Genomic DNA, 16,565 nt, shown 5'->3' on the forward strand with positions numbered 1-16,565 from the left:
ACGTGTACTGCCTGTGGGGCTGGGACCTGGTCTTTAATGGTTTAGACCAGTACCCGGAGCTTGGCCTAGACCTTTAGGGGTGTCAAGGGTGTATAAGAAGGGCTGTCGCGTCCGTTATCGGACCGACACCTGAGGGAGGGCGACGACCCGTGACCGGTCCGTGCCACCATGTGAGCCGCGACAGACGGAGGAGCCGGTGACGGCAGCAGCGCAGCACTCGGGAAGGCGGGCCATGGCCACCGACGGGAGCGGTACGGAGACAGAGGCGGGCCCCGGCGCCCGGACCGCTCGCGTGCCCAAGTACTACCGCCTCAAGCGGCATCTGCTCGACATGACGGAGACCCTGCCGCCGGGGACCCCCGTGCCCCCCGAGCGCACCCTGGCCGCCGAGTTCGACACCTCCCGCACCACCGTGCGCCAGGCCCTCCAGGAGCTGGTGGTCGAGGGGCGCCTGGAGCGCATCCAGGGCAAGGGGACGTTCGTCGCCAAGCCCAAGGTCTCCCAGGCCCTGCAACTGACGTCGTACACCGAGGACATGCGCGCCCAGGGCCTGGAGCCCACCTCGCAGCTCCTGGACATCGGCTACGTGACGGCCGACGACACGCTCGCCGGGCTGCTCGACATCGCCGCGGGCGGCAGGGTGCTGCGCATCGAGCGGCTGCGGCTGGCGAGCGGCGAGCCGATGGCGATCGAGACCACGCACCTGTCGGCCAAGCGCTTCCCCGCGCTGCGCCGCTCGCTCGTCAAGTACACCTCTCTCTACACCGCCCTCAACGAGGTGTACGGGGTGCGGCTCGCCGAGGCCGAGGAGACCATCGAGACGTCGCTGGCCACCCCGCGCGAGGCCGGACTGCTCGGCACGGACGTGGGCCTGCCGATGCTGATGCTCTCCCGGCACTCCCTGGACGGCGACGGCGAGCCGGTGGAGTGGGTGCGCTCGGTCTACCGCGGCGACCGGTACAAGTTCGTCGCGCGGCTGAAGCGGCCCACCGACTGACACACGATCCGCCGTCCGGTATCCGGTACAGGGCTTCCATGGCGGGATTCCGTCCCCTAGATTTCGTGCGCATTGCATCAGGTGAGCACAGCGAGGGGACGGAGCCACCATGCCGGAAACAACGCAAACGCCGAGAGCGGTGATCACGCCGGTGCGCGTGGTCATCGCGCTCTGCCTGATCGCGCCCTTCGTGGCGATGCTGTGGGTCGGTTCGTACGCGAAGGCCGACCCGGCCCTGGCCGGGATCCCCTTCTTCTACTGGTACCAGATGCTGTGGGTGGTCATCTCGACCGCGCTCACGATGCTCGCGTACAAGCTGTGGCAGCGCGACCAGCACGGCCGCAAGGCGGGTGAGGGCAAGTGACTCTCGCAGCAGGCGACGGGGTGAACGGCGTCGCGCTCGGCGTCTTCATCTTCTTCTTCCTCGCCGTCACGGTCGTCGGCTTCATGGCCGCCCGCTGGCGCCGCGCCGAGAACGAGCACAGCCTCGACGAATGGGGCCTGGGCGGCCGCTCCTTCGGGACCTGGGTCACCTGGTTCCTGCTCGGCGGCGACCTCTACACGGCGTACACCTTCGTCGCGGTCCCGGCGGCCGTGTACGCGGCGGGCGCGGCCGGGTTCTTCGCGGTGCCGTACACGATCCTCGTCTATCCGCTCATCTTCACCTTCCTGCCGCGGCTCTGGTCGGTCTCGCACAAGCACGGCTATGTGACGACCTCGGACTTCGTCCGCGGCCGGTTCGGCTCCAAGGGCCTCTCGCTCGCGGTCGCGGTCACCGGCATCCTCGCCACGATGCCCTACATCGCGCTCCAGCTCGTCGGCATCCAGGCGGTGCTCGACGTGATGGGCATCGGCGGCTCGGGCAACTGGTTCGTCAAGGACCTGCCGCTGCTGATCGCGTTCGCGGTGCTCGCCGCGTACACCTACTCCTCGGGTCTGCGCGCCCCCGCGCTGATCGCGTTCGTGAAGGACACGCTGATCTACATCGTCATCCTGGTGGCGATCATCTACATCCCGATCAAGCTCGGCGGCTTCGACGACATCTTCGCGGCGGCCCGGCACAAGTTCGAGACGCCCAACGCGGCCGGCAAGCCCACGGGCGCACTGGTGCCCGGCGACGCGGGCCAGTGGACCTACGCCACGCTCGCCCTCGGCTCGGCGCTCGCGCTGTTCATGTACCCGCACTCCATCACGGCGACCCTCTCCTCGCGCAGCCGCGAGGTCATCCGCCGCAACACCACGATCCTGCCGCTGTACTCGCTGATGCTGGGCCTGCTCGCGCTGCTCGGCTTCATGGCGATCGCCGCCGGGGTCAAGGTCAAGAACGGCCAGCTGGCCATCCCGCAGCTCTTCGAGGACATGTTCCCGGACTGGTTCGCGGGCGTGGCCTTCGCGGCGATCGGCATCGGCGCGCTCGTCCCCGCGGCCATCATGTCGATCGCGGCCGCGAACCTGTTCACCCGCAACATCTACCGGGACTTCATCAAGCCGGACGCCACGCCCAAGCAGGAGGCGCAGGTCTCCAAGATCGTCTCGCTCCTGGTGAAGGTGGGCGCGCTGGTCTTCGTCCTGACCATGGACAAGACGGTCGCGATCAACTTCCAGCTGCTCGGCGGCATCTGGATCCTCCAGACCTTCCCCGCCCTGGTGGGCGGTCTGTTCACGCGCTGGTTCCACCGCTGGGCGCTGCTCGCGGGCTGGGCGGCCGGCATGGCGTACGGCACGCTCGCCGCGTACGGGGTCGCCTCCCCCACCCAGAAGCACTTCGGCGGCAGCTCCAAGAACATCCCCGGCATCGGTGAGATCGGCTACATCGGCCTCACCGCGTTCGTCCTGAACGTCGCCGTCACCGTCGTCCTCACGCTCGTCCTGCGGGCCGTGAAGGCCCCCGACGGGGTCGACGAGACGTCCCCGCAGGACTACACGGCGGACGCGGGCGACCCGGGCGTGGAGGTCGAACTGCCGCCGGCGACGGCGGGCTCGGCGCACTGAGCCGCACAGCGTGGGACGGGCCGCCGGGGAAACCCGGCGGCCCGTTTTCGTGGCTCCCGGGACTGCTCCGGGGAATGTCCACGACCGCCTCGCGGTTCCGCCCCACGGCCTCCGCAACCCCCTCGGGGGCGCGGGGAACCGCGCGACAGGCCGCCACCGGCCCGCGGTGAAGCAACTACCCAGCACACACACTCCGGTACGGATGCGACACAACATGTGGGGGCGCCACGACCGCCCGGCACAAGATGTATGCTCGTGCTCGCTGTCGCCGCAGGGGAATCCGGTGCAAATCCGGAACTGTCCCGCAACGGTGTACTCGTACGCGTTTGCGTACGTGTTCAGTCCGAGGACCTGCCGAACAGCCCGCCCTGACCGTCCGGTCCGGGCGCCGAGACGTCCGGGCCTCGCGGAATGGGCAGTGGACGCGGCGTACCCCCGAGGGGGTGTGTCCGTGTGCCCGCGCACTTCCCCGAGGCCCCGTGCCGAGCGAGGAGTGCCCCCACGTGACCATCGCCCCTGCGGATCCCGCTTCAGCGATCGCCGAGGAGTCGGTCGATGCCCCCGGGACCGCCCTGCTGCGGACCCTGACCGACCTCACCGCCGACCTGCCGGACACCGACCCCGGCCGTGTCGCCGCCGCCGCGCTGCGCGGCCGCAACGCGCGCTCGGACGAGGCGGAGCTGCGTGGGCTCGCCACCGAGGCCGCCGCGGGTCTGATCTCCGAGGACCCGGCGTACTCCCGCCTCGCCGCCCGGCTGCTGACGCTCACGATCGCCGAGGAGGCCGCGGGCCAGGGCTCGGTCTCGTTCTCCGAGTCGGTCGAGGTCGGCCACCGCGAGGGGCTGATCGCGGACCGCACCGCCGACTTCGTGCGGCTGCACGCGGCCCGGCTCGACGCGCTGGTCCAGACCTCCCTCGCGGACGGCGCCGACGACCGCTTCGGCTACTTCGGCCTGCGCACGCTCTACTCGCGCTATCTGCTGCGCCACCCGATCACCCGCCAGGTCATCGAGACCCCGCAGTACTTCATGCTCCGGGTCGCGGCGGGCCTGGCCGAGGACGACTCGGTGCGCGCGCTGGACGAGGTCGCCTCGCTGTACCGGCTGATGAGCCGGCTCGACTACCTGCCGTCCTCCCCCACGCTCTTCAACTCCGGCACCCGCCACCCGCAGATGTCCAGCTGCTACCTGCTGGACTCCCCGCTGGACGAGCTGGGCTCGATCTACGACCGCTACCACCAGGTGGCGCGGCTCTCCAAGCACGCCGGCGGCATCGGCCTTTCGTACTCCCGCATCCGCTCGCGCGGCTCGCTCATCCGGGGCACCAACGGCCACTCCAACGGCATCGTGCCGTTCCTGAAGACGCTGGACGCCTCGGTGGCGGCGGTCAACCAGGGCGGCCGGCGCAAGGGGGCGGCGGCGGTCTACCTGGAGACCTGGCACTCCGACATCGAGGAGTTCCTGGAGCTGCGCGACAACACCGGTGAGGACGCCCGGCGCACGCACAACCTGAACCTGGCGCACTGGATCCCGGACGAGTTCATGCGCCGGGTGGACGCGGACGGCACCTGGTCGCTGTTCTCCCCCGCCGACGTGCCCGAGCTGGTCGACCTGTGGGGCGAGGAGTTCGACGCCGCCTACCGCAGGGCCGAGGCCGCGGGTCTGGCCCAGAAGACGATGCCGGCGCGGGACCTGTACGGCCGGATGATGCGCACCCTGGCGCAGACCGGCAACGGCTGGATGACCTTCAAGGACGCCTCCAACCGCACCGCCAACCAGACGGCGGAGCCCGGCCACACGGTCCACTCCTCCAACCTCTGCACCGAGATCCTGGAGGTCACCGACGACGGCGAGACGGCCGTCTGCAACCTCGGCTCGGTGAACCTCGGCGCCTTCGTGCTGGCTTCCGGCGAGATCGACTGGGAGCGGCTGGACGAGACCGTCCGCACCGCCGTGACCTTCCTCGACCGCGTCGTCGACATCAACTTCTACCCGACCGAGCAGGCCGGCCGCTCCAACGCCAAGTGGCGTCCGGTGGGCCTGGGCGCGATGGGCCTCCAGGACGTCTTCTTCAAGCTGCGCCTGCCCTTCGACTCCCCCGAGGCGAAGGCCCTGTCGACGAAGCTCGCCGAGCGGATCATGCTCACGGCGTACGAGGCGTCCTGCGACCTCGCCGAGCGCTCGGGCCCGCTGCCCGCTTGGGAGAAGACGCGGACGGCCCGCGGTGTGCTGCACCCCGACCACTACGACGTCGAGCTGAACTGGCCGGAGCGCTGGGCGGCGCTGCGCGAGCGGATCGCCGCGGTGGGCATGCGCAACTCGCTCCTCCTCGCGATCGCCCCGACCGCGACCATCGCCTCCATCGCCGGTGTGTACGAGTGCATCGAGCCGCAGGTCTCCAACCTCTTCAAGCGCGAGACGCTCTCGGGTGAGTTCCTCCAGGTCAACGGCTACCTGGTGGAGGACCTGAAGCGGCTCGGCGTGTGGGACGCGCAGTCCCGCGAGGCGCTGCGCGAGGCGAGCGGCTCGGTCCAGGACTTCAGCTGGATCCCCGCCGACGTGCGCGCGCTCTACCGCACGGCGTGGGAGATCCCGCAGCGCGGCCTGATCGACATGGCCGCGGCCCGCACCCCGTTCCTGGACCAGTCGCAGTCGCTGAACCTGTTCCTGGAGACGCCCACCATCGGCAAGCTGTCGTCGATGTACGCGTACGCCTGGAAGCAGGGGCTGAAGACGACGTACTACCTGCGCTCGCGCCCGGCCACGCGCATCGCCCGCGCCGCGCAGGCCAGCGCCCCCATCCCCGTCCAGCAGGCCGCCCCCGACGCCGACGCGGTCGCCTGCTCCCTTGAGAACCCCGAGTCCTGCGAGGCCTGCCAGTAATGAGCTCCACCGAGAAGAACCTGCTCGACCCGGGCTTCGAGCTGACCCTGCGTCCGATGCGCTACCCGGACTTCTACGAGCGCTACCGGGACGCGATCAAGAACACCTGGACGGTGGAGGAGGTCGACCTCCACTCCGACGTCGCCGACCTCGCCAAGCTCTCGCCGGGCGAGCAGCACATGATCGGCCGGCTGGTGGCGTTCTTCGCCACGGGCGACTCGATCGTGGCGAACAACCTGGTCCTGACGCTGTACAAGCACATCAACTCCCCCGAGGCGCGGCTGTACCTGAGCCGCCAGCTCTTCGAGGAGGCCGTGCACGTCCAGTTCTATCTGACGCTGCTCGACACCTACCTGCCCGACCCGGACGACCGCGCGGCGGCGTTCGACGCGGTGGAGAACATCCCCTCCATCCGCGAGAAGGCCCAGTTCTGCTTCAAGTGGATCAACGAGGTCGAGAAGCTGGAACGCCTGGAGAACCGGGCCGACCGCCGCCGCTTCCTGCTGAACCTGATCTGCTTCGCGGCGTGCATCGAGGGCCTGTTCTTCTACGGCGCCTTCGCGTACGTGTACTGGTTCCGCTCGCGCGGTCTGCTGCACGGCCTCGCCACCGGCACCAACTGGGTGTTCCGCGACGAGACGATGCACATGAACTTCGCGTTCGAGGTCGTGGACACCGTCCGCAAGGAGGAGCCGGAGCTCTTCGACGAGGCGCTCCAGCAGCAGGTCACCGACATGATCAAGGAGGCCGTCGAGGCGGAGCTCCAGTTCGGGCGCGACCTGTGCGGCGAGGGTCTGCCGGGCATGAACACCGAGTCGATGCGCGAGTACCTCCAGTGCGTCGCCGACCAGCGTCTGACGCGCCTGGGCTTCGCGCCGGTGTACGGCTCCGCCAACCCGTTCTCGTTCATGGAGCTCCAGGGCGTCCAGGAGCTCACGAACTTCTTCGAGCGCCGCCCGTCCGCCTACCAGGTGGCGGTCGAGGGCTCGGTGGGCTTCGACGAGGAGTTCTAGGTCCGGATACGGCGAAGGGCCCCGCACCGTCCGTGGCGCGGGGCCCTTCGCCGTACGGGCGAACCGCTAGTCGTTCGGGACGACCTCGTACCGCGGGGTGTTCTCCGCCATCTGCCGCAGCGCGTCCTTGCGGTCGCGCTTGGAGAGGCGGTCGATGTACAGGTAGCCGTAGAGGTGGTCCGTCTCGTGCTGGAGGCAGCGGGCGAAGTAGCCGGTGCCGCGCACTCGGATCGGGTTGCCCTGGGCGTCCTGGCCGCGGACCACCGCGTAGTCGGGGCGGGCCAGCTCCGCGTAGGCGGTCGGGACCGAGAGGCAGCCCTCGTTGGACTCGTCCAGGACCCGGCGGTCGGCGGGGAGCTCCTCCAGGACCGGGTTGCACACGACGCCGACGTGGCGCACGCCCTCGTCGTCCATGCAGTCGTAGACGAAGACCTTCAGGTCCACGCCGATCTGGTTGGCGGCCAGGCCCACGCCCTCGGCGGTGCGCTGGCTGGCGAACATGTCGTCGATCAGCGCGGCGAGCTCGTCGTCGAACGCGGTGACGTCCTTGCACTCCTTGTGCAGCACCGGGTTGCCGACGACCGTGATGGGCCGGGACGTGCCCCGGGCGCGGTACGCCTGCTCGCGCTCCTCGCAGTCCTCCGTGTCGACGACGAACCCGTCGTGTCCGACCTGCTGGTCCGTCTCCTGCTGCGACATGTCCGCCGTACGCCTTCCTCAAAAACCCGATTCCGAACCCGTACAGCCTACGGGGGCGGTCAGCAGACTTCCTCCAGATCCCGCCACTCGCGGCTGTCGGGGCTGTCCGCGACCCAGCCGTCGAGCAGTCCGCGCACCAGTCCGGGCGGCGCCGCGATCCCGCACTCGCGCTCGGGCACCCACAGGTCGCCGGCCGTGCGGTGGCCCAGCGGGCCCGGGTGGCCCGGCTCGCTGTGGTCGTGCGGGTCCAGGTGCTCGCCGTCGCCCTCGTCGCTGGGCATCGTCGACTCCGAGCAGGCCCGGCACAGCAGCCGCACCGACGACGACCAGTCCTCGGCGGCGAAGCCCGCGTCGGCCGCGAGGCGCTCCAGGGCGTCCCGGTCGGCCTCGGTGGCGGCCTCCAGGAGCACCACCCAGGTGGGCACCGGCGAGGGCGCCCACAGCTCGATCTCGTCGAAGACGGGGAAGGAGGGCCCGGCCGCGACCGTGCGCTCGCCGTGCGGCACCCCGTCGTGCAGGACCACCTCGCCCCAGCGCCGCCCGGAGGACGGCAGCGGGATCGACAGGACCTCGATCCGCGCCGGGTCCAGCCTGCGTCCCCACACCACCTCGGCCTCGCCCTCGGGCGAGAGCCGTACGGCCGCGCTGCCCAGCTCCATCCCGAGCGGCTCACCGGTGCCGGTGGCGCTCTCCTGGTAGCCGCGCACCTTCAGTCCGTACGCCTGCCAGGCCCGCCGCGCCAGCGGCCAGTCCTGGAGCGCCGTGGCGGCGATCCCGACGTTCCACCAGTCGGGGGCGCCCGTCTCCTTGTCCAGCAGCGCCACGGCCCGCAGGCCCGCGGCCCGCGCCTGCTCCCAGTCGTGCCGGAACTTGTGGAGCAGCGCCAGGTTGAACCAGGACTCGGAGAGCCACGGTTCCAGGTCCGCGGCGCGCGTCAGCAGCGCGCCGGCGTCCTCGTACCTGCCGTCGCCGATCAGCGTGAACGCACGGTCCGTGGCCTGCCGCCACGAGGCGGAGGGCCGGTGCCGTCCCTTGCCGAAGATCCTCACGATTCCCGCCTGCCCAGACCGACCTGCCTCCGAGCCGGTCTTCGGTCTCCCAGTTTTCTGGGTTCTTTCGCATCCAACCATGCCCGGCCGGAAGGCCGCTCATTACTCCTGGGTTACCCAGGTGCCGCCAGGGTCAGACAGCCCCTGGCCAGGACGCGTGCGAGGGATTCGACGACCTCGGGCTGATAGTCCCGTCCGGTGCCCAGCCGCAGCTGCTCCAGGGCGCTCAGGGAGCTCAGGGAGCCGCCCGGGCCGCCGGGAGAGCCCGCGAGGTCGTCGTAGGCGTTGACCGCGCGCACGATCCTCGCGGGCAGCGGCTGCTCGCGGTAGGGGTCGGCCTGCCGCTCCACGATCACCGCGACCTCGGCGGGCACCCCGGTCTGGCGCACCACGGCCCCGCCGAGGAGCGCTATCCGGCGCTGCTCGGCGGCGGGCAGCGGCGCGGTCGCCCCGGCGGGCACCGGGTCGACCAGGGAGAGCTGGCCGATGTCGTGCATCAGCGCCGCGTACTCCAGGACGGTCAGCTCGGACTCGCTGAGCCCCAGCTCGCGCCCGACGGCCCGGCTGAGCACCGCGACCCGGCGGGCGTGGCCGGGCTGGGTGTAGCCGGCGATCTCGGTGGCGCGGGCGAGCGAGGTGATGGTCTGCCGGTAGGTGGTGCGCACCGCCGCGTACCGCCGGAACGCCAGCTGGGTCAGGAGCAGCGGCACACAGAACACCGGCAGCGCCCACAGCCCCGCCACGGCGACCGCGAGGGCGATGACGGCGCCGGTGGCGCAGACCGCCGAGCCGACGCCGAGCAGCGCCCGCAGCTCGTCGCGGAGCAGCGGACCGTACGGGAAGGAGGTGCGGGCCCGCAGCAGCGCGGCGGCGAGGACCGCGTCGCACAGGGCGGTGAGCACCAGGACGAGCAGCAGGAAGAGCGCGTAGTACGGGCCGTGCCCGACCCACAGCTCCAGCGCGCCCGAGTTGTACAGCGGCTGGAAGCAGGCGGCGGCGAAGGCGACGGTCAGCACCCGCCGGGCCATCTGGTCCAGGCTCGGGCCGCGGCCGAGTGCCACGTGCGGCACCGCGCCGACCAGGGCGGCGGCGAGCACCACGGCGACGGCCTGAAGGACGCCGTGGTGGGTGGCGTGCCCGGCGTTCCGGCCGAGCAGGGCGTACGCGAGGGCGCCCGCCGAGCCGAGCGGCGCGCACTCGCGGACGGTGTCCCCGTCGGCCCCGTCCGTCCCGTCCCCCCAGCGGGCCAGCTCCCCGACGGCGACCAGGGCCCCGAAGGCGAGCGCGACCCGCGGTTCGTCGACCCCGGACCAGAAGGTGGCGGCCAGCGCCCAGGCGGTGAGGGCCGCGGCGGCCCCGTACACCCCGGCGACGGTGGAGGGCACCGCGCGCGCCCGCGCCGGGCCCATGGGCGCCCGCCCCGGGCTCATGGGCGCCCGGCCGGGGCGGAGTCGCACGCCGAGACGTTTCCGCGCGCCCCTCCCGCGCCCCGGTCCGGCTCGTCCGCGGTCACCGCGGGGTGCCAGCCGTGCCGGTCGAGGGCGCGCACCAGGGCCCGCACCATCGCCGGGTCGAACTGGCGTCCGGCGCACCGCTGGAGCTCCTCGACCGCCGTCCGCACCGGCCGGGCGCGGCTGTAGGAGCGCGTCGAGGTCATCGCGTCGAAGGCGTCGGCGACGGCGACCACCCGGGCGAACTCGGGGATCTGCGGTCCGGCGAGGCCGTAGGGGTAGCCGCTGCCGTCGAGCCGTTCGTGGTGGTGCAGGATCGCGGCGCGCGCCTCCCCGAGGAAGCCGATCCCGCGCACCATCTCGTGCCCGTACTCGGGGTGCAGCTCGATCACCGCGCGCTCCTGCGGGGTGAGCGGCCCGTCCTTGCGCAGCAGCCGGGTGGGCACGCCCAGCTTGCCCACGTCGTGCAGGATCCCGGCGAACCGCAGCACCTCCAGGCGGCTCTCGTCCATGCCGAGCTCGCGGGCGATGAGCACCGAGGCGAGCCCGACGCGCTCGCTGTGGCCGCGCGTGTAGGCGTCCTTGATGTCGACGGCCTGCACCAGGGCGCGGATGGTGGCCTGGTGGGCGGCGTGCTCGCGGTGGTACTGCGCGAAGACCCAGCAGGAGACGTACATCGGGAGCAGCACCAGCAGGGCGGCGGGCGGCCCGTACGGGCTGCGCCAGAGCACCGCCATCATCAGCCCGGCGAGGCCGTGGACGCAGTACGGGCCCAGGGAGCGCAGCAGCAGCCCGCGCCAGGCGGTCCGGGCGGGCAGCCGCTCGGCGGTCCACAGGATCAGCCCGTCGAGGGCGGCCAGGACCGCGCAGAAGACCAGGGCGGCGGCCCCGGCGGGCAGCAGGACGGACGGGAAGTCGGGGGCCGGGGCGGCCGGGGTGCCGCCGAGCAGGGCGCGTCCGCCGAGCCGTGCGTGCGCCTCGGCGGCGGCGCCCACGGCGAGCGCCAGCTGAGCGGCGCGCCACAGGCGGCGCAGGGACCGCGGCTCCTGTTCGGCCCTGGTGAGGAGCGCGCCGGGGACGGCGACCAGCGCGGCCGCGGCGGGCGGCAGCAGGAACGCGGCGGCGAGCAGCACGGGGAAGAAGCAGCCGGAGGCGCTCGGGACGGTGAGGCGCCCCGCGAGGAACGGGCAGCGCGCGGGCCATTCGCACAGCGCGTACAGCCCGGCGAGCAGGCCCAGCGCGCCCCAGGGGACGTCCGCGCGCACCACGGGCAGGGCGCACGCCCCCGCGCCCGCCACCGCGCCCAGGAGAACGGCACGCGCCCCCCAGGGCAGGGTCCGCCGCCGCGGTCGGTCCATGGCGCGCCTCCCTCCTGCTCCGGATCGGGAGGATAGGCCCGCGCGGGACGGCGGGTAGGCGCATTGTCGGATTGAACCGTTCAGGTCCCGGTGGATTAGCACCTTCGGGTGACAGGCGCGCGGGAAAGGATCTCGCGGGACACGATCGCGCGGGACCCCGCGGCACGGAAGAAGGGCCGCGCCCGTGGCAGCGGCCCTTCTTCGCGCGGGGAACGTCAGGGAACCGGGGACGGCTCCCGGTTCGGTTCCCGGTTCAGCCTTCGGTGACGATGTCCTGGTCCGGCACGGCCTGGCCGGAGCGGATCAGGTCGATCCGGCCCATGACCTTGGAGCGCAGGTCGGCGGGGACGTCGTCGGACCCGCAGCACCGCTTCACCAGCTTCTTCACGGCCTGTTCGAGACCGTACTTCTCCAGGCACGGGGAGCACTCCTCGAAGTGCACCTCGAACTTGTTGCAGTCGCTGTCGGGCATCTCGTGGTCGAGGAACTCGTAGAGATGGTCCAGGACCTCAGAGCAGTCCGTCTCGTGCGGCTCTCCGCAGCTCATGAGCCCGAGCCTTTCGCTTCGTCCGACTCGCCGGCGCCGGCCGGGACGAGCCCGCGGTCACGGGCGTAGTCCTCCAGCATTCCGCGCAGTTGGCGGCGGCCCCGGTGCAGCCGGGACATCACCGTACCGATGGGTGTACCCATGATGTCCGCGATCTCCTTGTACGCAAAGCCCTCCACGTCCGCCAGATAGACGGCGATGCGGAACTCCTCGGGGATCGCCTGGAGGGCTTCCTTCACGTCGGAGTCGGGCAGGTGGTCCAGCGCCTGCGACTCGGCCGACCGCAGTCCGGTCGACATGTGCGACTCCGCGCGCGCGAGCTGCCAGTCCTCGATCTCCTCGGCGGCGCTGCGCTGGGGTTCGCGCTGCTTCTTCCGGTACGAGTTGATGAAGGTGTTGGTGAGAATCCGGTAGAGCCAAGCCTTGAGGTTCGTCCCCTCCCGGAACTGGTGGAAGGAGCCGTATGCCTTGGCGTAGGTCTCCTGCACCAGGTCCTCGGCGTCCGCGGGGTTGCGCGTCATGCGCAGCGCGGCCGAGTACATCTGGTCGAGGTAGCCGAGGGCATCCCGCTCGAAGCGCGCGTTGCGCTCGGCGGTCGACTCTTCCACGTGGCCGTCGTCGGTCCCTGTGACCGGACCCACCTCCTCGAACGGTGTGACGAGTCCGAAACCGGACCCGCTCGAATCGGAGAATAGACGACGATCCGGTCCGGCCGCCGCTCCAATAGGAGCGGTCTTGGGCGCCGACAGCACCGTCCAGTCCAGGTCAGCGGCGCGTGAGCGGCTGGGGCAGATGGTCGAACCCATGCGACGGACTCCCTGTCCACGAAATAACGGCCCTGCGGATGTTTACGTCCGTCACAACAGCGGGCCGGTACGTGTCATTCCCGCAGCGCGCCCACCCAGCGCCCGACGCCGTCGGTGATGATCCCGAGGGCCTCCTCCTGGGTCAGGGAGCCCCGCTTGGGCACGGCGAACCCGTGGTCCCCGGACGGCACTTCCACCCGCTCGTAGGCGCCCTCGGGGAACTCCTCCGGCCGCCCGAAGGGGTCGTTGCCGCCCTGGACGACGAGGGTGGGCACCCCGGCCCCGAGCAGCTCCCCGGCGCGGGACTTCTCGGGGCGTCCGGGCGGGTGCAGCGGGAAGCTGAGCGCGAGCACGGCGTGCGCGCCCAGCTCGCGCGCGGTCCGGCAGGCGACCCGCGCCCCGGCGCTGCGCCCTCCGGCGACGACGGGCACCCCCGCGGCGGCGAGGGCGGGCCACACGGCCCGCCACCCCGTGTCCAGGGTCCTGGGCGCGGGCGCCACCTTCTTCCCGGCGACACGCCAGGGCTGCTCCACGAGGGCGACGCTGACGCCGAGCGGGGGCAGGGCACCGGCGAGCGCGACGAGGTCCCGCGCCTCGATGCCGCCGCCCGCGCCGTGGCCGAGGGCGAGGAGGAGCCGCGGGGTACGGGCGCGGTGCCAGGTGATCCGGGCGTCCCCGGCGGGTGTCTCGACAAGATCGGTGGAGGTCACGCCCCCATCCTGCCGGGCGCCGCGACCTCCACGGCGTTCCCGGCCCCCCCGGGGGCGCGGGTCATCCCACGACCGGCGGCGGACGGCCCGGGATGACCAGGAAACCCATCCCGGGGGCGGGGGCGAGGCCCCCTAGAACAGCGTCCCCTCCTCCGGGCCCGCCAGCTCCTTCAGCAGCTCCGGCCCGTTGTTCCGCACATTGCTGACCGCCGTCGACACCGCGTACGCCCGCATCAGCCCCTCCGGCGGAGGGGCCAGCAGCCCCCGGAGCTCCTCAAGGGACGTCGTGGACGGGTCGAGCCACGCGTCCCAGCGCGAGGGCGGCAGCATCAGCGGCATCCGGGGATGGATCGCGTAGAGGGTGGACGGCCCTTCCGCCGGGGCCACCCCCAGCGGCCCCTTCTCGGCCTCCGTCGTGATCACCGAACACGTCGCCCACCACGCGCCCGGGTGGTCCTCCGGCAGCGACCGGTCCCGCCAGAACTCGTAGAGCCCGGCCATGGCGAACACCGACCCGTCCGCCGGGGAGATGAAGTACGGCTGCTTGCGCGGCCGCTTCCGCTTCCCTTCGACCTCCAGCTCGCGCTCGTCCGCTCCGGTGACCCACTCGTAGTAGCCGTCCGCCGGGATGACGCAGCGGCGGGCGGCGAAGGGGCGGCGGAAGGACGGCTTCTCGTGCACCGTCTCCGCCCGTGCGTTGATCATCCGGGCCGCCCCGTCCGGCGACCTCGCCCAGGACGGCACCAGCCCCCACCGGAGCTTGCGCAGCTGGCGAACCGGACGCGGGTCGTCCGCGTCTTTCAGTGGACGCTCCAGGACCGCGTAGACCTCTTTGGTCGGGGCCACGTTCCAGTCGGGCGCCAGCGCCCCGCCCGGATCGGGGTCCCACTTCTCTATCCCGAAGACGTCCGCGAGATCCTCGGGGCCACGACTCGCCGCATACCTCCCACACATGACCGTCACCCTGCCACGCGGCAGCCCACCACGAGGAGCCGTCCCGGAAATGGCCGACGCATTGCCCGATCTGCACGTGTTCGACACCCAGGCCGCCCCCGCCCAGTGGCTGGTGGTCGCCACCGCCGTGGCCGCCCTCGCCGTCGTGCTGCCGCACGGCGTCTGGCGGCTGTCCCGCAACGCGATCACCATCGCCCACGAGGGCGGCCACGGCCTGGTCGCCCTGCTCACGGGCCGCCGGCTGGACGGCATCCGGCTCCACTCCGACACCAGCGGCCTCACCGTCAGCCGGGGCCGCCCGACCGGCCTCGGCATGATCCTGACCGCCGCCGCCGGCTACACCGCTCCCCCGCTGCTCGGCCTCGGCGGCGCCTGGCTGCTCGCGGCCCACCGCGTCACCCTGCTGCTCTGGATCGCCACCGCCCTGCTGCTCGTGATGCTGGTGATGATCCGCAACGCGTACGGCGTGCTCACCGTGGTCCTCAGCGGCGCCGCCTTCCTGCTGGTGTCCTGGCTGACCTCGCCCGACGTGCAGTCCGCGTTCGCGTACGCGGTGGTGTGGTTCCTGCTGCTCGGGGGCGTCCGGCCGGCCTTCGAGCTCCAGGCCAAGCGGCGCCGGCACAACAGCGGTGATTCCGACGCCGACCAGCTGGCGCGGCTCACGTCCGTACCACCGGCGCTCTGGCTCTTCCTCTTCCACGCCGTCTCGGTCTGCTCGCTCATCGGCGGCGGACGGTGGCTGCTCGGACTCTAGGTTCTCCCCCCACTAAAGTGAGAGCCATGACCGAAACGCCCGTGCACCCCGCCCTCTGGCCCGCCCCCGTCGCAAGCGGAGCCGTCGACGCGACGGTCACCGTGCCCGGATCGAAATCGGTCACCAACCGGGCGCTGGTGCTGGCCTCCCTCGCCGCCGAGCCCGGCTGGCTGCGCCGCCCCCTGCGCTCCCGCGACACCCTGCTGATGGCCGAGGCGCTGCGCGCCCTCGGCGTCGGCATCGAGGAGGGCGTGGGCCCCGACGGCTCGGGCGAGGCCTGGCGCGTGATCCCGGCCGGTCTGCACGGCCCGGCCACCATCGACGTGGGCAACGCCGGTACGGTCATGCGCTTCCTGCCGCCCGTCGCCGCCCTCGCCGACGGCCCGGTCCGCTTCGACGGCGACCCCCGCTCCTACGAACGGCCCCTGAACGGCGTGATCGACGCGCTGCGCGCGCTCGGCGCGCGGATCGACGACGACGGCCGGGGCGCGCTCCCGCTGACCGTGCACGGCAGCGGCGCCCTCGACGGCGGGCGGGTCCGGATCGACGCCTCCTCCTCGTCCCAGTTCGTCTCCGCGCTGCTGCTCTCCGCGCCCCGCTTCAACCAGGGCGTCGAGGTGCGGCACACCGGCGCCACCCTGCCGTCCATGCCGCACATCCGGATGACCGTCGACATGCTGCGCTCGGTCGGCGCGCAGGTGGACGAGCCGGAGACCGGCGGCGAGCCGAACGTGTGGCGGGTCTCGCCGTCCGCGCTGCTCGGCCGCGACCTCACCGTCGAGCCGGACCTCTCCAACGCCCAGCCGTTCCTGGCGGCCGCCCTGATCACCGGCGGCAAGGTGACGATCCCGGACTGGCCCGAGCGCACCACCCAGCCGGGCGACCAGCTGCGGCGGATCTTCACCGAGATGGGCGGTTCCTGCGAGCTGACCGAGCGGGGCCTGGTCTTCGCCGGCTCGGGCGCGATCCACGGCATCGACGTGGACCTGAGCGAGGTCGGCGAGCTCACCCCGGGCATCGCGGCGGTGGCGGCGCTGGCCGACTCGCCCTCGACGCTGCGCGGCGTCGCCCATCTGCGCCTGCACGAGACGGACCGCCTGGCGGCCCTCACCAAGGAGATCAACGAGCTCGGCGGTGACGTCACCGAGACCGCCGACGGTCTGCACATCCGCCCGCGCGCCCTGCACGGCGGTGTCTTCCACACGTACGACGACCACCGCATGGCCACGGCCGGCTCGATCATCGGCCTCGCCGTGGAGGGCGTCGGGATCGAGAACGTGGCGACGACCGCCAAGACGCTGCCCGACTTCCCGCGGATGTGGACCGGGATGCTGACCGGGGCCGGAAACTGAG

Annotated in this window: 15 protein-coding genes and 1 riboswitch; of the genes, 7 read left to right on the forward strand and 8 right to left on the reverse strand. The window is 72.1% G+C overall.

Annotated features, from left to right (window positions below; translation table 11 throughout):
- Window positions 1-232 precede the first annotated feature (232 nt).
- From AC069K_RS31820 to AC069K_RS31840, 5 genes are all read left to right on the forward strand, one after another.
- The gene (locus AC069K_RS31820; protein WP_358832380.1) at window positions 233-997 is read left to right on the forward strand and encodes a GntR family transcriptional regulator; all 765 of its coding nucleotides are present in this window, start codon (window positions 233-235) and stop codon (window positions 995-997) included.
- A 109-nt stretch (window positions 998-1,106) separates the two neighbouring features.
- Complete coding sequence (locus AC069K_RS31825; protein ID WP_358832381.1) at window positions 1,107-1,361, forward strand: DUF3311 domain-containing protein; 255 nt, start codon at window positions 1,107-1,109, stop codon at window positions 1,359-1,361.
- Window positions 1,362-1,381: 20 nt separating this feature from the next.
- A complete protein-coding gene (gene mctP / locus AC069K_RS31830) occupies window positions 1,382-2,989 on the forward strand; it encodes a monocarboxylate uptake permease MctP (protein ID WP_365108477.1) in 1,608 nt (535 codons plus the stop codon).
- Between the two features lie 233 nt (window positions 2,990-3,222).
- Window positions 3,223-3,362: riboswitch (cobalamin riboswitch) on the forward strand.
- 130 nt (window positions 3,363-3,492) lie between these two features.
- Entirely contained in the window at window positions 3,493-5,871 is a 2,379-nt protein-coding gene (locus AC069K_RS31835) for a ribonucleoside-diphosphate reductase subunit alpha (RefSeq protein ID WP_478622028.1), read from the forward strand.
- Window positions 5,871-6,884 carry a ribonucleotide-diphosphate reductase subunit beta gene (locus AC069K_RS31840; protein ID WP_478622030.1) on the forward strand — a complete coding sequence of 338 codons (1,014 nt, stop codon included), beginning with the start codon at window positions 5,871-5,873 and terminating at the stop codon, window positions 6,882-6,884. The genes AC069K_RS31835 and AC069K_RS31840 overlap by 1 nt, the downstream gene beginning before the upstream one ends.
- Before the next feature lie 66 nt (window positions 6,885-6,950).
- Here AC069K_RS31840 and def read toward each other — a convergent pair whose 3' ends face one another.
- The 8 genes from def to AC069K_RS31880 form a co-directional block, all read right to left on the reverse strand.
- Window positions 6,951-7,583, reverse strand: a complete 633-nt coding sequence (gene def, locus AC069K_RS31845) for a peptide deformylase (RefSeq protein ID WP_358832385.1) — start codon at window positions 7,581-7,583, stop codon at window positions 6,951-6,953.
- 59 nt (window positions 7,584-7,642) lie between these two features.
- Complete coding sequence (locus AC069K_RS31850) at window positions 7,643-8,632, reverse strand: tetratricopeptide repeat protein (RefSeq protein WP_358832386.1); 990 nt, start codon at window positions 8,630-8,632, stop codon at window positions 7,643-7,645.
- Between the two features lie 113 nt (window positions 8,633-8,745).
- Window positions 8,746-10,041, reverse strand: coding sequence for an HD-GYP domain-containing protein (locus tag AC069K_RS31855; RefSeq protein ID WP_478622084.1), 1,296 nt, complete (start codon window positions 10,039-10,041; stop codon window positions 8,746-8,748).
- Between the two features lie 17 nt (window positions 10,042-10,058).
- On the reverse strand, window positions 10,059-11,441 hold the full coding sequence (locus AC069K_RS31860) for an HD-GYP domain-containing protein (protein WP_478622033.1): 1,383 nt from the start codon (window positions 11,439-11,441) through the stop codon (window positions 10,059-10,061).
- 253 nt (window positions 11,442-11,694) lie between these two features.
- A complete protein-coding gene (gene rsrA / locus AC069K_RS31865) occupies window positions 11,695-11,988 on the reverse strand; it encodes a mycothiol system anti-sigma-R factor (RefSeq protein ID WP_358832388.1) in 294 nt (97 codons plus the stop codon).
- The gene (locus AC069K_RS31870) at window positions 11,985-12,629 is read right to left on the reverse strand and encodes a sigma-70 family RNA polymerase sigma factor (RefSeq protein ID WP_180357259.1); all 645 of its coding nucleotides are present in this window, start codon (window positions 12,627-12,629) and stop codon (window positions 11,985-11,987) included. The genes rsrA and AC069K_RS31870 overlap by 4 nt, the downstream gene beginning before the upstream one ends.
- A gap of 239 nt (window positions 12,630-12,868) precedes the next feature.
- Window positions 12,869-13,504 (reverse strand): alpha/beta hydrolase family protein, encoded by a 636-nt coding sequence (locus tag AC069K_RS31875; protein ID WP_478622035.1) that lies wholly within the window; start codon window positions 13,502-13,504, stop codon window positions 12,869-12,871.
- Window positions 13,505-13,636: 132 nt separating this feature from the next.
- A complete protein-coding gene (locus tag AC069K_RS31880) occupies window positions 13,637-14,458 on the reverse strand; it encodes an SOS response-associated peptidase (RefSeq protein ID WP_478622036.1) in 822 nt (273 codons plus the stop codon).
- 49 nt (window positions 14,459-14,507) lie between these two features.
- Here AC069K_RS31880 and AC069K_RS31885 point away from each other — a divergent pair, with 49 nt between their 5' ends.
- Complete coding sequence (locus tag AC069K_RS31885; RefSeq protein ID WP_365108436.1) at window positions 14,508-15,212, forward strand: M50 family metallopeptidase; 705 nt, start codon at window positions 14,508-14,510, stop codon at window positions 15,210-15,212.
- Window positions 15,213-15,238: 26 nt separating this feature from the next.
- Complete coding sequence (gene aroA, locus AC069K_RS31890; RefSeq protein WP_365108433.1) at window positions 15,239-16,564, forward strand: 3-phosphoshikimate 1-carboxyvinyltransferase; 1,326 nt, start codon at window positions 15,239-15,241, stop codon at window positions 16,562-16,564.
- The last annotated feature ends 1 nt before the right edge of the window (window position 16,565 follow it).

This window comes from Streptomyces sp. NPDC043908 (assembly GCF_056435525.1).

Coding starts and splice junctions, on each gene's coding strand:
- AC069K_RS31820 (WP_358832380.1), top strand. CDS start 233: ATGGCCACCGACGGGAGCGGTACGGAGACAGAGGCGGGCCCCGGCGCC.
- AC069K_RS31825 (WP_358832381.1), top strand. CDS start 1,107: ATGCCGGAAACAACGCAAACGCCGAGAGCGGTGATCACGCCGGTGCGC.
- AC069K_RS31840 (WP_478622030.1), top strand. CDS start 5,871: ATGAGCTCCACCGAGAAGAACCTGCTCGACCCGGGCTTCGAGCTGACC.
- def (WP_358832385.1), bottom strand. CDS start 7,583: ATGTCGCAGCAGGAGACGGACCAGCAGGTCGGACACGACGGGTTCGTC.
- AC069K_RS31855 (WP_478622084.1), bottom strand. CDS start 10,041: ATGGGCCCGGCGCGGGCGCGCGCGGTGCCCTCCACCGTCGCCGGGGTG.
- AC069K_RS31860 (WP_478622033.1), bottom strand. CDS start 11,441: ATGGACCGACCGCGGCGGCGGACCCTGCCCTGGGGGGCGCGTGCCGTT.
- rsrA (WP_358832388.1), bottom strand. CDS start 11,988: ATGAGCTGCGGAGAGCCGCACGAGACGGACTGCTCTGAGGTCCTGGAC.
- AC069K_RS31880 (WP_478622036.1), bottom strand. CDS start 14,458: ATGTGTGGGAGGTATGCGGCGAGTCGTGGCCCCGAGGATCTCGCGGAC.
- AC069K_RS31885 (WP_365108436.1), top strand. CDS start 14,508: ATGGCCGACGCATTGCCCGATCTGCACGTGTTCGACACCCAGGCCGCC.
- aroA (WP_365108433.1), top strand. CDS start 15,239: ATGACCGAAACGCCCGTGCACCCCGCCCTCTGGCCCGCCCCCGTCGCA.